Origin of the sequence: Xenorhabdus bharatensis (assembly GCF_037996705.1) — a bacterium.
Taxonomy (GTDB): Bacteria; Pseudomonadota; Gammaproteobacteria; order Enterobacterales; family Enterobacteriaceae; genus Xenorhabdus; species Xenorhabdus bharatensis.
In genome coordinates, this window is record NZ_JBBMXG010000003.1 from 153,884 (window position 1) to 168,176 (window position 14,293).

General features: G+C 40.6%; 14 protein-coding genes. 3 read left to right on the forward strand and 11 right to left on the reverse strand.

What is annotated here, in order from left to right; translation table 11 throughout:
* Window positions 1–26 precede the first annotated feature (26 nt).
* Both AAC855_RS04515 and AAC855_RS04520 read right to left on the reverse strand, forming a co-directional pair.
* Window positions 27–392, reverse strand: coding sequence for a DUF7079 family protein (locus AAC855_RS04515; protein WP_340608429.1), 366 nt, complete (start codon window positions 390–392; stop codon window positions 27–29).
* Window positions 393–409: 17 nt separating this feature from the next.
* Window positions 410–814 carry a DUF1801 domain-containing protein gene (locus AAC855_RS04520; protein ID WP_340608430.1) on the reverse strand — a complete coding sequence of 135 codons (405 nt, stop codon included), beginning with the start codon at window positions 812–814 and terminating at the stop codon, window positions 410–412.
* 77 nt (window positions 815–891) lie between these two features.
* On the opposite strand from AAC855_RS04520, the gene AAC855_RS04525 reads away from it, so the two are divergent.
* Window positions 892–1,833: an alpha/beta hydrolase family protein gene (locus AAC855_RS04525; RefSeq protein ID WP_340608431.1), complete on the forward strand. Its 942-nt coding sequence runs from the start codon at window positions 892–894 to the stop codon at window positions 1,831–1,833.
* 45 nt (window positions 1,834–1,878) lie between these two features.
* Here the strand turns inward: AAC855_RS04525 and AAC855_RS04530 are convergent, their stop codons facing one another.
* From AAC855_RS04530 to AAC855_RS04545, 4 genes are all read right to left on the reverse strand, one after another.
* Window positions 1,879–2,757 (reverse strand): alpha/beta fold hydrolase, encoded by an 879-nt coding sequence (locus tag AAC855_RS04530; protein WP_340608432.1) that lies wholly within the window; start codon window positions 2,755–2,757, stop codon window positions 1,879–1,881.
* A 57-nt stretch (window positions 2,758–2,814) separates the two neighbouring features.
* Window positions 2,815–3,666: an SMP-30/gluconolactonase/LRE family protein gene (locus AAC855_RS04535; RefSeq protein ID WP_340608433.1), complete on the reverse strand. Its 852-nt coding sequence runs from the start codon at window positions 3,664–3,666 to the stop codon at window positions 2,815–2,817.
* A 58-nt stretch (window positions 3,667–3,724) separates the two neighbouring features.
* Complete coding sequence (locus AAC855_RS04540) at window positions 3,725–4,906, reverse strand: DmpA family aminopeptidase (RefSeq protein WP_340608434.1); 1,182 nt, start codon at window positions 4,904–4,906, stop codon at window positions 3,725–3,727.
* A 200-nt stretch (window positions 4,907–5,106) separates the two neighbouring features.
* The gene (locus tag AAC855_RS04545; protein ID WP_340608435.1) at window positions 5,107–5,979 is read right to left on the reverse strand and encodes a hypothetical protein; all 873 of its coding nucleotides are present in this window, start codon (window positions 5,977–5,979) and stop codon (window positions 5,107–5,109) included.
* 235 nt (window positions 5,980–6,214) lie between these two features.
* On the opposite strand from AAC855_RS04545, the gene AAC855_RS04550 reads away from it, so the two are divergent.
* Entirely contained in the window at window positions 6,215–7,636 is a 1,422-nt protein-coding gene (locus AAC855_RS04550; RefSeq protein WP_340608436.1) for a Na+/H+ antiporter NhaC family protein, read from the forward strand.
* A 71-nt stretch (window positions 7,637–7,707) separates the two neighbouring features.
* On the opposite strand, the gene AAC855_RS04555 is transcribed toward AAC855_RS04550, so the two are convergent.
* The 5 genes from AAC855_RS04555 to AAC855_RS04575 all read right to left on the reverse strand — a co-directional run bounded on the left by AAC855_RS04555 (window position 7,708) and on the right by AAC855_RS04575 (window position 12,574).
* Window positions 7,708–8,823 carry an alkene reductase gene (locus AAC855_RS04555; protein ID WP_340608437.1) on the reverse strand — a complete coding sequence of 372 codons (1,116 nt, stop codon included), beginning with the start codon at window positions 8,821–8,823 and terminating at the stop codon, window positions 7,708–7,710.
* Window positions 8,824–8,880: 57 nt separating this feature from the next.
* The gene (locus AAC855_RS04560) at window positions 8,881–9,465 is read right to left on the reverse strand and encodes a TetR/AcrR family transcriptional regulator (RefSeq protein WP_340608438.1); all 585 of its coding nucleotides are present in this window, start codon (window positions 9,463–9,465) and stop codon (window positions 8,881–8,883) included.
* 266 nt (window positions 9,466–9,731) lie between these two features.
* Window positions 9,732–10,202 (reverse strand): MarR family winged helix-turn-helix transcriptional regulator, encoded by a 471-nt coding sequence (locus AAC855_RS04565; protein ID WP_340608440.1) that lies wholly within the window; start codon window positions 10,200–10,202, stop codon window positions 9,732–9,734.
* Window positions 10,203–10,294: 92 nt separating this feature from the next.
* A complete protein-coding gene (locus AAC855_RS04570) occupies window positions 10,295–11,044 on the reverse strand; it encodes an SDR family NAD(P)-dependent oxidoreductase (protein WP_340608441.1) in 750 nt (249 codons plus the stop codon).
* A 192-nt stretch (window positions 11,045–11,236) separates the two neighbouring features.
* Entirely contained in the window at window positions 11,237–12,574 is a 1,338-nt protein-coding gene (locus AAC855_RS04575; protein WP_340608442.1) for an aminotransferase-like domain-containing protein, read from the reverse strand.
* A 306-nt stretch (window positions 12,575–12,880) separates the two neighbouring features.
* Here AAC855_RS04575 and AAC855_RS04580 point away from each other — a divergent pair, with 306 nt between their 5' ends.
* Window positions 12,881–13,762: a DMT family transporter gene (locus AAC855_RS04580; protein ID WP_340608443.1), complete on the forward strand. Its 882-nt coding sequence runs from the start codon at window positions 12,881–12,883 to the stop codon at window positions 13,760–13,762.
* Window positions 13,763–14,293 lie beyond the last annotated feature (531 nt).

Here is a 14,293-nt window from a genome sequence, read left to right on the forward strand (position 1 = left end):
TATTAATTTACCCATTATTTTATAAGTTAACGGCTTAAAACCGTCAGTGATCTTTTTAATTTTTTCCAATCATCTTGAAAATATTTACGTAATAAAAATAATTTTATATTTGTTTTTATTTTACCCACTCCCCCCGCCATAACACGTTGTTTACGAAAAGACTGGATGTCTTCCCAAAGCTGTTCCCGCTCAAAAAAGGTCCATATATAAGGTACGGGAGTAAAGTCATTGATGTAACATACAGGAGCTACCCATTCGAAAAAGACAATTTCTACATGTTCAATAGAAAAATATTTTACGATAGAAGCAATTTCTTCATAATCAACTTCATTATCTACGAAGATTGTTGATAGCGCTTCGCACAAGTCTATATCCGTGAATTGATTATCCAACGGGTATCTCCTGATGTTTACCTCTTTTTCTTCAATTTATATGTGAGTGACATCTCAATACATAGACTCAACTCAGTTACTGGTAAATCGGCGTAAGGATCTAAAATTATTGCCCGGTTTTTTGAATAAGTTAACTCAGGAAAGAGTGTTCTGAATGTATCAATTAATGTTGTCTGGCAGTGAAAAAAGATAGCCACATGTGTATCCCCGAAACGGTCCAGCCGGATTGTAGTTCCAGCCTTTGTCTCAAGAGTAAGGTAACTGGGCTGACCCCATTTCAAAGTTTCAGTGATCACGCCAACCCCTTCTGTTTTCAGCGCGACATCAAATATTAATTCTCTTATTTTCAGTAATGGTTGCTGATACTCCTGAGGATAATATTCAAATACCGAACGGACTTCGTGATTCTGAAATGCTGTCATAAGATTGCTACCTTATCTGTTAATTCGTATATTGGGCCTGCCTCATACAACCCTATTTAAATTGAAATGGTCGGAACATGATGAAAAGAATATTTATTTGTATCGTACTTGTTTTAACCTCAATATCTATGCAGTCGGTGGCTGAAGAGAACAGCTATCGTTTACAAGGGAATGATGGTAAAGAGATTACTTACTATCTGATACAGAAAAATAACATAAACTCTCAAGATCTTCTTGTCCTGATTCAAGGTTCTGATTGTCGTAGTGTTATCAATAATAAAAAAATGATAGAAAATTTTGGGGCGGTTTTTCCTGCCAACGATATCCTTCTGGTAGAAAAAACAGGGCTTGATAGTAGTTTCGGAAAAAATGGTGCTGAAGTTAGTGATTCAGAATGCCCGCCAGCCTATATTCAGAACGACTCCCCCTTAAAACGCGTTAAAGATTATATTGCTGTATTAAACAAATTAAAAAGCAAGTATCGTCATATTATTCTGTTGGGTGGGAGTGAAGGTGCTATTGTTACTAATTTGATAGTTGCAGAGAAGAATACAGATTTTATTACTGCGGCAATTGCGATGAATGGCGGTGGGCGTTTTTTTATTGATGATGTTATTCATAGCATCAGGCATCAAACTCCGGCAGAAATGTCTGATAAAGAAGTTGATAGTTTTAAAACATTTGCAAAAGAAGCAAAAAAACAGAACATGCCGGTAGGTATGAATGTCAGTGGTCATGGGGCCAATTGGTGGTATGAGTCATTATCAATTGATAATCAGAACTCGATCCAATCCAGTAAAGTGCCGTTATTGGTTATCCAGACTATGGGTGATAATAATGTGGATGCATCTGGAGCGAGAAAAATGATAGCTGAGATTAATAACCCAAAGGTTTCTTTCAATACCTATGATGGTTTGGATCATTATTTCATTGATAAAGATGGGAACTACCATGCTGCCATGATTATTAACGATATTCAAAACTGGTATCAGTTACAAAATAACCGCCATTCTTCATAGTCCTGAATGCCATAAGCAGCGCTTTTCGCGCTGCTTACCTCAATTTTATCCGTATGTTAAGACCAATTTTTCAAGAATGTCTTTTGATTTCCGCCAGAGTAAAGCGCTTCCTTCATTATCGAAAACAGTGCGTTCTGCATGAGGAAACCGTGTTGACAAAATTTCACCAAAGTCTGGTGAATGAACGGTGCTGGCATCCTGCTTCCCATACCATAAATATACCGGGCAGGTAATATCTTCAGGATCAAAAGGCCATTGCCCGAAAGTAAGCAGTAGATCCTGAGCATACCCTTCTACTCCTTGGGAAAAACCTTCATTTAAACACTGACGATAAGCCTGTAAAAAATTGGGTTGGGAGTACAAAGACAAATCCACTGCTGAACTGTGAGCCATAATAAAATTCATCAACCAGTCAGCAGTGATATTCTCAGAAACCCTCTGTTTTAACATTTCTGGTTCGGCATTTCTTTGCTTCACCATATTAACAACATCCTGATTTAACAGTTTTTGCGTGGCGGGATAACTAAACTGATCCTGCCCGGCTACAATTGCCAGTCCTGTTGCTTTACAAATTTTTGCCAGTGTCAGTGCGAATACTGCTCCCTGAGAGAAACCCAAAACCATGCACTTTTGTAACCCGCAGTGCTTCAGTATCTCAGCAACATCTTGGGCAAAACTCACTAAAGTCTTATGGGAATGTTGAGATGAACGCCCCAGCCCGGGGCGATCCGGCACGATTAATCTGATATTCAATCTTTCCAGCTCTTGTTCCCCGAAACCCAGTGAGCCACTCATTCCAGCACCGGTGCAGAAAATAAGCGGTTTACCGGTGATTGGCCCCCACTCGTACCAATGAAGCGTACGAGCATCAGGGAGAGATAAGTTACCGGTTCTTGTTGCGGGGTTTACATTATATGTCGTCATTTTTCCCTCAAAAAATTACCAATTGCAATTTCGGATTAACTTAACTCTTCCCTTCCATCATCCTCTAATGAACTGAGTTACAGATATCCGATATAATGACGTCGTCGCTGTAATATATAACTGGTCACCCTTAATGCCACCCAAAGTGCAGTTTGATACATGTTCTGGCACTTCAATTTTATCTATTCTCGTACCAAATTTATCAAAAATGATAACGCCGTTTTCACAACTACAATAAATATTACCTGATTTATCAATACAAAAACCATCCGGAAAACCCGGAGAAATGGTAGCGAAATGTTTACCAATCCCCAATACTTTATCCCGTACCGGATAGATACGTAATTCATGTCTGCCGTGTTTCGGGAAATCGACGATAGACATATCGGCAATGTACAGATATTTCTCATCAGGAGAAAATGCTAAACCGTTTGGTCGTTGAGTATCACTGGCAGCGATAGAAATACTGTTATCAGCAGGATCGTAACAATAGACGTAGCACCCGATAATCTGGCTTTCTGATTTATATCCTTCATTATCGTTAATAATGCCGTAAGGTGGATCAGTAAACCAAATTGTCCCGTCAGAACGTACAACAACATCATTGGGTGAATTGAATCGTTTACCATCAATTTTTTCAACCAATAGGTTAACACTGCCGTTTTTTTCTGTGCGGGAAATACCTCTTCTGCCATGTTCGCAACTGATGAGCCTCCCTTCTCTATCCAGCGCATTGCCGTTGGCAAAATGCGAATATTTTCGCCATAAATGAACGCCGTCATATTCTGACCAGCGAAACATTTTATTTCCTTTTACGTCACTGAAAATAACCGCATCTTCTGTTGGTAGCCAAACCGGGCCTTCTGCCCAAATAGCCGGGGAACAGAGTAATTCTAAGTATGGTTGCATTATTATTACTCCTTTATATTCACAGTTTTTAAAAATACAGAAGTTAAATCTGAATGATTCAGTTTCGATCAAGTAAGTTATGACGTTTTAATATTTTTATAACCCTGTCTTTAGGGATGGAATAAGATGTATTTCCATTTCTACCCACCATAGTTTCAGCTGCAAACATGGCATTAATAATGGCTTCTTCAGTGGCACTGACTATTGCCTCATATAAAGGATCAAGTTTGTCATTGGGTAATATTGTCATTGTTTTTATATCTTCTCTGGAAAATGCATCGTTATTCGCGGTGGAGAATGCAATAAATATTTCCCCGCTGGTATTTCTGGCGACTCCACCTACTCTGGCAAGACCGAGAGAGACTCTTTTAGCGATTTTTTCTAACTGGTGAGGGGCTAATGGGGCATCTGTAGCAACGACTGCAATTATAGAACCCGCATCCTTTATTTTTTTCTTATCTCCATGATATATCGGCATAAAATCCTTTATCTCTTTACCAACCGGAATCCCGGCAATAATTAAGTCATCCCTGAATCCGAAATTCCCCTGAACCAGTACCCCGACAGTATATCCGCCGTCTTTTTTATCTAAAACTCTTGATGAAGTCCCTGTGCCTCCCTTGAAATCAAAGAGGTTCATGCCTGTTCCACCACCGACATTACCTTCTTTTATCATTCCTGATTTAGCACTATTCAATGCGTGATAGACATGTTCTTTTTTTACATGCATCCCATTTATATCATTTAATATTCCATCCCATGTTTCTGTAACTACAGGGAGTAACCAGAATAAATCATCCTTCAGTGGGGATACTAAATGGTTGTCAATTAACCAACTGATGGCTGAATCTCTGACAACGCCGACACTGTGCGTATTCGTGATTAATATCGGTGTTTCCAGAAAACCACTTTCCTCAACCCATTGGCTACCTGTCATTTCCCCATTCCCGTTTAAAGAGAATATGCCGGAGAATACCGGGCTGAATTTTTTTCCTCTTGGTAATATCGCGGTTACTCCGGTTCTTATCGGCCCTTTCCCCACGTCCAGTTTTCCATTGCCTTTGATCATGGTTGAATAGCCAACGGTTACACCGCTAACATCGGTAATTGCATTATATTTCCCGGTGGTTCCAGAAAAAGGAATACCGAAATCTCTGGCTCTTATTTCACTATTAGCGAAGGAATTTGAAGTTGTTATTATTGAGATAAATAATATTGCCATTTTTATGATTTTTATCATAAATACTCCTTATTGTGATTAATCGGTTATCACTCTTTTATTATTAATCTATGGAAGTATTTAATTAAATCATGATTTGTATCGATACACAGTGCTATAAAAAATCACACAGCTGATACTATTTGATAAAAAATTGATTTCAAAGTGCCACTAATTACACGGTAATTTGAAATCAATAAGAAAATCGAGGTGAGTTTTTATTACTTCGGTAAACCAATCAGAAATTGATCATCAGATATAACAAGAGCCTTATTTGAAAGATAATCATCACCCAATAACCCATCAAAATTTATACGTTCATCATGTATCTGAAAAAGGAATGCTGATAATTCAACACCATCAGGTGTCACAATTGTTTGCTTTGGACATAATAATGAAAAATCAACACAGCCCTCCTTTGAACGGGTAAAAATGACAGTATGGCTGGCACCAGTATCAATAACCATCTGATTTAATTTTTTATTACCGGACGATACACTAACCTCTATTCCGTAATTTTTACGAGTGAATGGAATATTTTTCCAGTGATAACCGTCAGAAAGATTTTTAGCATTGTCAGTAATTGTGAGCATCTTTGAAGGGTAATCGATAATCAGCGTATTGTTTTTGACAATACCCAGACCCAATACGCCATTAATACGCAGTTGTCCGTTATCATCTAACATACCGTTACCCCACGGTTTGAATACTTCAACGTCAACACCTGAAAGTTTTTTGCCATTTACAGTAATATCAACTGCTTTTGCTATTACTTTATTCAGGTTTTCATTGCCGAAAACATCAACAGAACGAGATGTTTCAATATGGTTGTCACTCGACGTGAGAATTGCATCAACGACGGATTGGGGTAAATGGAGAGCAGTGGATGCACCCGTATCAATTTCAATTTTATCAATTTCTTTGCCATTGATATTAAGTGATATGGTAGGTGTTTGGCGATCAAGGTAAACAATGGGAGCGGTGATATCTGCTTTTGCAGTTTTAGCTGAGATTATCGTGAAAAATAGTGCTGCTATACACAGACCCAGAGTGCTATTTATATTCCGAAAATCCGATATTTTCTGCGATATCATTTTTTCTTTTCTCCTATCCTATTCGTTAGATAAAAACATAAATTTATCTTATCATTGTTCTTCGGGGTTAATATAGGTTATTAGAAAAAATTACACAATCATATTGAATTAACAGCAAAAAATATCAATTAGCTGGTATTCTTGTTCTGTATTGCTAGGCTTCATATTAGAGCGCCATATACATTAATGCTTTACTTCCCCCCCATTAACCAACAAAAAACATCAGAGAATACAAATGCATGACTATGGAATCTGGACGATTGTTACTCCTGTCGTCACCATCATATTAGCCATTCTAACCCGACAAGTGATGTTGTCATTGATGCTGGGGATTCTGGTTGGGTTCACGGTAATACATGATCACAATATTATATTGGGAATAAAAAGTACTCTTGAGGGAGTGATTAATACTTTTACATCATCGGGAAATACTAAAACGGTTATTTTTATGATCATGATTGGTGGGATTATGCGGCTGGTTACTGTCACGGGTGGTGTACAGGCTTTGGTTCAGTTATTAACTGACCGGACTAAAATTATTAAAAGTAAGAAAAACGTACAATTTCTGGCGATTATTATTTCCGCTCTTATTTTTATCGAAAGTTCCATCAACCAATTAGTGGCCGGTGCATCAACCAAAAACCTTGCCAGAAAATATGCCGTTCCTCCTGAAAAAATGTCCTATCTGATTCAGACAGCCGGTGTTTCTGTCTGCTCGCTGGCAATGATTAATGGCTGGGGCGCAGTCATGATGGGAATCGTCGGAGTGCAAATTTCCAATGGGCTAATTTCAGGTGAGCCTTTTGATATTGTTATACATTCTCTTGGATATAATTTAATGGCGTGGCTCTCACTTGCCAGCATAGTATTTTATATTTTTACCAATGTTTCATGGGGCCCGATGAAAAAAGCAGAGCAGAATGCTTTGCATCAACACAATACGCCAGCCCTAGACAGCAAAGAAACTGAACCTGATGAAGTTATTAAGCACCCTAACAGTAATAGTGTCCTGAATTTTTTTATCCCCATTCTGTCAACAGTGTTGATGGTTCCTGTCGCACTCTATATCACTGGTGAAGGTGATTTCAGCAAAGGCAGCGGTTCAACATCCGTTTATTGGGGAGTGATGTTTGGTACGGTTATTTCTTTCTTTTGGTTCTTAGGCCGCCGGATTTTATCCATTAATACCTTTTTCGAAGAACTTTATATTGGTTATGCCAGTATGCTGAAAATCAGTTCTATTATGATTCTGGCATTTTTAATGGGGACAGTTTCGGCTGATTTGAATACAGGGGCTTATATTGCACAGATCACCCACGGTGTACTCCCTGTCGGATTTTCTGTAGGTTTTATCTTTGTCATCAGCGCGATTATGTCACTGGCAACCGGTACATCATGGGGAACGTTTGCGATTATGATCCCGATTGGCGTACAACTTGGTCTTTCAGTTGGGATGCCGGTGGAATATATGATTGGAGCGGCTATTTCCGGTTCTATTTTCGGCGATATGACTTCACCCATTTCTGGTGATGCGATAGTGGCGTCAATGGCAACAGATTGTGATCATATCGAACATATCCGTACACAGATGCCCTACGCTCTTGTGACAGCCAGTATTGTACTGAGTATCTATCTCTATTTAGGGTTTACTTACTGAATACGCTTAGTACTCTTTTCCGGGTAAAGATCTGGCGGCTTCGCTTTATAAGCCAGCCGCCAGATAACGAATTAATAACTTGCTGTCGGCCAGTCAATATAGCCTTCTGCTCCAGAACCGTATTGGGTATGACGATCCAGACCGGTCAGTTCAATATCATAACGCAGACGATTGACCAGATCAGGGTTAGAAATAAACGGGCGTCCAAATGCAACGGCATCAACTTTGCCTTCTGAACGGCGGGAAATGGCCATTTCGAAGTCATAGTTATTATTACCGATATAAGTTCCTTCAAACAGAGAGCGCAAAACATCCAAATCAACACCTTCAGGAATCAGACGATCTTTTCCTGTTGTTCCTTCCACAAAATGCAGGTAAGCCAGTTTGAATGGGTTTAGCTGTTGGATCAGGTAGCTATAAGTCGCCATAACATTGCTATCAAGTGGCGTTTCACCGACTTCGGTTGTAACTGGCGATAACCGGATGCCAACCCGACCGTCACCCCAGACGCCGGTGACAGCTTCAACCACTTCCAGAACCAGACGTACCCGGTTTTCAATAGAACCCCCGTATTGATCGGTTCGGTGGTTGGTTGAATCGCGTATGAACTGTTCCAAGAGATAATTGTTGGCTGAATGAATTTCTACACCGTCGAATCCTGCTCGTTTGGCGTATTCAGCAGCGTGTCTGTATTGCTCAATAATGCCGGGGATTTCGTCCGTATTCAGTGCGCGTGGCATAGAAGGTGCCTTCAACCCTGTTTCGACATCTTTTACGACATAAACGTTTCCCCCTGCTTGTATTGCTGAAGGGGCAACAGGCGGCTCACCATTAGGTTGCAGATCAACATGGGAACAACGACCGACATGCCATAGTTGCATCACTATTTTTCCACCCACTGCGTGAACGGCATCAGTGACTTTTTTCCACTCAGTCACTTGTTCTTCAGTCCAGATGCCGGGGGTCATGGCATATCCCCGTCCCTGAGCTGAAATATTGGTTGCTTCTGAAATGATCAAACCGGCGCTGGCGCGCTGGGTATAATAGGTCACCATCATTTCGTTCGGCACACCTTCGTCATTAACACGACCGCGTGTTAATGGGGCCATAACGATACGGTTAGCAAGCTCTAGCTCTCCTAATTTAACCGGTGAAAAAAGGTCGGTACGAATACTATTGTCAGTCATAACATTTCCTTTTTAATAATTGACCAGTCGTCTATAAAAAAGATAAAAAAAATGCGACTACGATAGTAGTCGCTGGGTCATCTCTATGGCGGAGTCAAATGGGTCGGTATCTTTAGCTACTTTAGCAATAAGAGATGCCCCCAGCCATAATTGATATAATGATTCGGCTAATACGCGAGGTGATATATCCGCTGAGATAGAATTATCGCTCTGCCCTGATTCAATACATTGTGTCAATTGGTCGATGATATCGACAGTACCTTGGCAGAGAATTGATCTCATTCCTTCGGAAAGGTCGCAGACCTCTGCCCCTAATTTAACTGTCAGACATTTGTCTTCAGGCTTGCCTGTTGTCTGTATTTCAGAGCTGACGCGGAAATAATTGAGCAAACGATCATGAGCGGTGCCTTCAGGAGAGGATAAAATCGTCTTGGCTCTGGACAAATATTCATTGAAATATTCCTTCAACAGAATCTGTCCAAACTCTTCTTTTGATTTGAAATAGTAATAAAATGAACCTTTGGGGACACCAGCCGCTGTGACCAGTTCGGCCAATCCAACGGCAGTGTAACCTTTGTGAGCAATAATTGATTTGGCAACATCCAGAATATGTTGCCGTGTGTCTGATGCGGATTTTTTCATAATGCTTTTATCATAATCACAAAACTGACTGGTCGTCTAGGTATTTATCTTATAAATGTCACAACTGATTATGAAGTCTGTTTCTGATGCGTGACTGGTCAATTTTGTTTATAACATATCTTCCTTTCCCATTTGAGGTGTCAGGTATGGAATCGTTACCACTTATCAGAGTATTAGGGAAAAGTGACGTTAAAGATTACCGAGAACTTCGGCTTGAATCTTTGTACATCAATCCCGAATCAAACGTGATTTTTGCTTCATAAGATTTAATCTTCATCACGAACGGGTGTATTCGTGGATAAAAGATCTGCTGCCCGATGACATAGTTCTGTAAATAGCGCAATTTCGCCCTGAGACATATGCGATGTGACAATATCAGCCATATTGTGTCTACTTGCTTCGGTTCGCTGCAAAAATACCAATCCCTTCGGGCTTAATTTAGTAAGCAGTTCGCGCTTATCATTCTCACCCGATTCTTGTTTAACCAGATCTTTATCTTTCAGTGAGCGCAAAATTTTTGATGTTTTTGAGCGGGTAAAACCGAGCTTTTCGGCAATAATACCGGGGTTCATGGATTGATACTGCCGGAGTAAATGTAAGACATCATACTGAGCCCAGGACACGCCTTCGGGGTTTACTTTTGTTCTTCTTGCAACAAGAACGCACTGGAGCCTGCTCAATGCATTTTCAAAAGGTGTTATCGTAATATTATGAGTGTTCTGATTATCCGTTTTCATATAACGCTTTTCTTTCTGTGATTCAACTAACGGTAAATGGCAGGAAAAAATCATCCCACCACTGTCTAAATTTTTTAACTCAAGTTGCCTCACTATTGTGATAAATATCCGCCATCAACAGGATAAATACCTCCTGTACAAAAGCTGGATTTTTCTGATAAAAGAAATAAAACAAATTCAGCAACTTCTTCCATTTTAGCCATTCTTCTCATTGGGTGGCAGTCTGAAAATCGGTGTAACACTTCTTCTGGCAGTTCATTTACCTTTGGAGTACTAACATAACCGGGTGCAACTGCATTTATTCTGATATTTTTACACGCAAATTCCAGTGCGGCTGTTTTCGTTAAACCAATCACGCCATGTTTTGCTACGGTGTAAGGCGATAAACCAGCAATACCAACTAACCCATTAACGGCTGACAAATTAACTATCGCCCCTCCACCTGATTTCAGCATGGCGGGTATTTGATATTTCATGCAATAGAAAACACTGCTTAATGTAGTGGAAATAACCCGCTCCCAATTTTCCAGTGTTTGCTCTGGTATAGTTTTATTATGTTCACCGGTTATTCCGGCACTATTGACGGCAAAATCGAGCCTTCCAAAATAACTCACTGTGCTATCAATTAAATGGCGAACTTGGCTCGGATCAGAAACATCGCACTGAATACCCAGAGCACGGCTACCATCTGGGGATAAGGACTTAGCTTTATTTTCAACTGAAAGTTTAGATCTGGATGCGATAACAACACGGGCACCTTTTGTATGTAAAATGTCAGCGACTTTTTCTCCGATCCCATCAGTGCTACCAGTAATAATAGCCACCTGACCGTTAAAATTCATAAACCCCTCCGTATCATTTTTGCTATTGAGACACATGGATTTATCTGACTTTAACAGCCGATAGTGACAATTTTTGTCAGTAATATAATTTCCATTTGGAAAATATACTTTAGGATTGTTAAAAAATTCACGGGGATTATATCCGCATTTTCAGAATATTAGTTTCCAAATAGAAACTAAAAATGCAAAACGTTATAAGCACGAATATAGATTGACAATGCTTTTTACTTTTTCCAGCACCGTTTTCAGGGATTTTTGTTCTATCGAACCAATAGCCAGACGGATAGCATGTGGCACATATGAAGATGTAGCAAATGGCTCGGCAGTGGAGACTGATATATGTTCCTTCATTAAGGCCATCGCAACCTGATCTGCCCTTACCCCTTCATCCAACGGAAGCCAGACAAAATAAGATGATGGATGGCTGATATATCTCATCCCTTTAAAGACCCGTTTAACAATGAGTTGACGTGCCTGTGCATCATGACGCTTATCTTCTTCCAGTTGAGTTATCATGCCGTCAGTTATCCATTCACAGGTAATGGCAGTAATTAAAGCCGGTGTATTCCATGTTGTTACTCTGATGATCCGTTCAAGTGCCGGGATCTTTTCTACCGAAGCAGCGATAAAACCAACGCGTAATCCGGTTGCAATACTTTTCGAAAAACCAGAAACATAGATTGTGGATTCAGGAGCCAGTTCCGCTAAGGGCGGCGGTGCATTCTGAGCCAGAAAAGCGTAAGAACCATCTTCAATAAGCAGCAGGTTATATTGTCGGGCCAGCTCCACCAGCCGGAGCCGGTGTTGCCGGCTCATCACCCATCCTAATGGATTGTGTAATGTCGGCATGGTATAGAACGCCCGGACATGCCGACACTGACATAGCTTTTCCAACGCATCCAGATCAGTCCCCTCATTATCCGCAGGAACTGCGACAAGTTCCAGATGATAAGTTTTTGCCAGCGCTTTAAAACCTGGGTAAGTCAGCGTATCTACTGCGACTACATCACCGGGTTTCAACATAGCCATCACGGTTGTGGCTAAACCATGCTGAGCACCACTCACGATAAGGGTATTATCTGTCGTGATGCTCTTTAACCCCCTTGTTTTCAGGTATTGCGCTATCACCGCTCGTTCATGCAAGCGCCCGCCATGTGGCTGGTAACGAAGTAACGCCTCAAGATCGCCGGAAGTCGCCAGTTGGCGGAGAGAATTTCGTAACAATTCTGTCTGAGATGGAAAAGAAGGATAGTTAAAACTCAGATCAACCATATCTGAAGCAACATGGTGTTCTATACCTAAATCCGCAGGTAATGATATTTCCCGGACAAATGTCCCTCTCCCTGTTTCGCCACTCACCAGTCCCATCGCTTCAAGTTCAGTGTAAACCCGGGTTGCGGTGACTAAAGACATTTTTTCATCGATAGCCAGCTGCCGGTGAGTCGGCAGGCGTGTTCCGGGAGGCAAACGACCCGTTCGTATATCAGCCGCAAATTTATCAACTATAAATTTATATCGAGAGTGTGCCATTAAAAAAAGCCTCCGGTTTCAGCGCATTTCCTCATGATAATGCCTGATTTATATGCGATTTTTACGAAAATGTATTCATGACAATAATTTGATTGTCATGAATGTGAGCAATATCATGATTTCTCGTTATCACCGGTTGGGCAATATTTTTATTTATAGGCTTCAGTTAGATACTCGATAAGCTTCAAGTTACAACGGGTAATATGAGGTGAGTCCTTATACCTCCCCCGCGGCGCAGGGAGATATAACACGTATCTTGAAGTTAAATGGGTATAGAATCTAATTACATGAGGTTTCAGAACAAACATGAAAAGTTTAACCATGAAACAGGATAGAACGAACGGGTGGTTTAATGGCTTTCTTGGTGTATTGATTTTCAGTGGCTCTTTACCCGCAACAAAAGTGGCGGTAATGGATTTTGACCCTGTGTTTCTGACGGTTGCCCGGGCGTCTATTGCAGGTTTATTGGCTCTGGTCATTTTATTAGCGTTAAAAGAAAAGCGTCCTAAGTTAGAACAAATCGCTTCTCTGGTTATCGTTTCTATCGGTGTGATCGTTGGTTTCCCTCTTCTTACCGCACTGGCCCTACAATATATAACTTCAGCTCACTCCATTGTATTTTTGGGTTTACTGCCTCTGGCAACCGCCATCTTTGGTGTATGGCGTGGAGGAGAGCGTCCCCGCCCTGCTTTCTGGGTGTTTTCTGTCATCGGCAGTGCACTGGTTGTGGGGTTCGCATTTACTCAGGATTCAAGCGCTTCACTGACCGGAGATCTATTAATGCTGGCATCTGTCATTGTCTGCGGGCTTGGTTATGCGGAAGGCGCAAAGGTTTCCCGGGAACTGGGTGGCTGGCAGGTGATATGCTGGGCTTTACTCATTTCATTACCCATCATGCTGATTCTGACATTGATATATATGCCGGATACATTTAAAAACGTCAGTATGCCTGCTTGGATAAGCCTTGGGTATGTTTCACTCTTCAGTATGCTGATTGGGTTTATTTTCTGGTATCGCGGTTTAGTACAAGGAGGAATTGCTGCTGTCGGCCAGCTTCAATTACTTCAACCCTTTTTAGGGCTGGCTTTAGCGGCGAGTTTGCTGGGTGAACCTGTAAGCTTTCTTATGATTATTGTCACGATTGGTGTCGTTTTCTGTGTCTTTGGCTCCCGACGATTTGCAAGATAGCCTCCGATCAGGTGAAACCATCTTCTTATCTATTGAGAAGGTGGTATTCATCGTGTTGATGTTCCTTCTGTCGGTTCACACTTCAGTCGTTTAGTTCCCCCACCCTAATTTGATAATACGTTAATGTTCCCTGTAAACATTAAGTAATATTATTATAACCACTCGTTACTCCTGCTACATTAAACTGCCGATCAAGCTTAATTCTTTTATCTTTTTGGACTTACGTAATACATGGGTAAAACAAAAAAACATAATAATTTTTTCATTATTTTGTTTCTGTTTAAGTTCATTGGTTTAGTTTTGATAACGTATTATTAATGCCACCTCCGTTGGCATCCTGATATGCAAGTTAAGCACTATCCTCGCGCTTTAAAAAATAACCTAGATACAAATTTTGTTCTGAATGAAGCATTTGCATACAGAATGCAGCGCTATATCTGTGCCTGTTATTACATGCCCACTTTCATAATGAAATGAATTGTATCAGGTTTTTAGTTGACAGATTAATCCCTGAGATTCTGGAACTATAAA

Coding starts and splice junctions, on each gene's coding strand:
- AAC855_RS04535 (WP_340608433.1), bottom strand. CDS start 3,666: ATGCAACCATACTTAGAATTACTCTGTTCCCCGGCTATTTGGGCAGAA.
- AAC855_RS04580 (WP_340608443.1), top strand. CDS start 12,881: ATGAAAAGTTTAACCATGAAACAGGATAGAACGAACGGGTGGTTTAAT.
- AAC855_RS04550 (WP_340608436.1), top strand. CDS start 6,215: ATGCATGACTATGGAATCTGGACGATTGTTACTCCTGTCGTCACCATC.
- AAC855_RS04555 (WP_340608437.1), bottom strand. CDS start 8,823: ATGACTGACAATAGTATTCGTACCGACCTTTTTTCACCGGTTAAATTA.
- AAC855_RS04525 (WP_340608431.1), top strand. CDS start 892: ATGATGAAAAGAATATTTATTTGTATCGTACTTGTTTTAACCTCAATA.
- AAC855_RS04570 (WP_340608441.1), bottom strand. CDS start 11,044: ATGAATTTTAACGGTCAGGTGGCTATTATTACTGGTAGCACTGATGGG.
- AAC855_RS04520 (WP_340608430.1), bottom strand. CDS start 814: ATGACAGCATTTCAGAATCACGAAGTCCGTTCGGTATTTGAATATTAT.
- AAC855_RS04575 (WP_340608442.1), bottom strand. CDS start 12,574: ATGGCACACTCTCGATATAAATTTATAGTTGATAAATTTGCGGCTGAT.
- AAC855_RS04540 (WP_340608434.1), bottom strand. CDS start 4,906: ATGATAAAAATCATAAAAATGGCAATATTATTTATCTCAATAATAACA.
- AAC855_RS04565 (WP_340608440.1), bottom strand. CDS start 10,202: ATGAAAACGGATAATCAGAACACTCATAATATTACGATAACACCTTTT.
- AAC855_RS04560 (WP_340608438.1), bottom strand. CDS start 9,465: ATGAAAAAATCCGCATCAGACACACGGCAACATATTCTGGATGTTGCC.
- AAC855_RS04530 (WP_340608432.1), bottom strand. CDS start 2,757: ATGACGACATATAATGTAAACCCCGCAACAAGAACCGGTAACTTATCT.
- AAC855_RS04545 (WP_340608435.1), bottom strand. CDS start 5,979: ATGATATCGCAGAAAATATCGGATTTTCGGAATATAAATAGCACTCTG.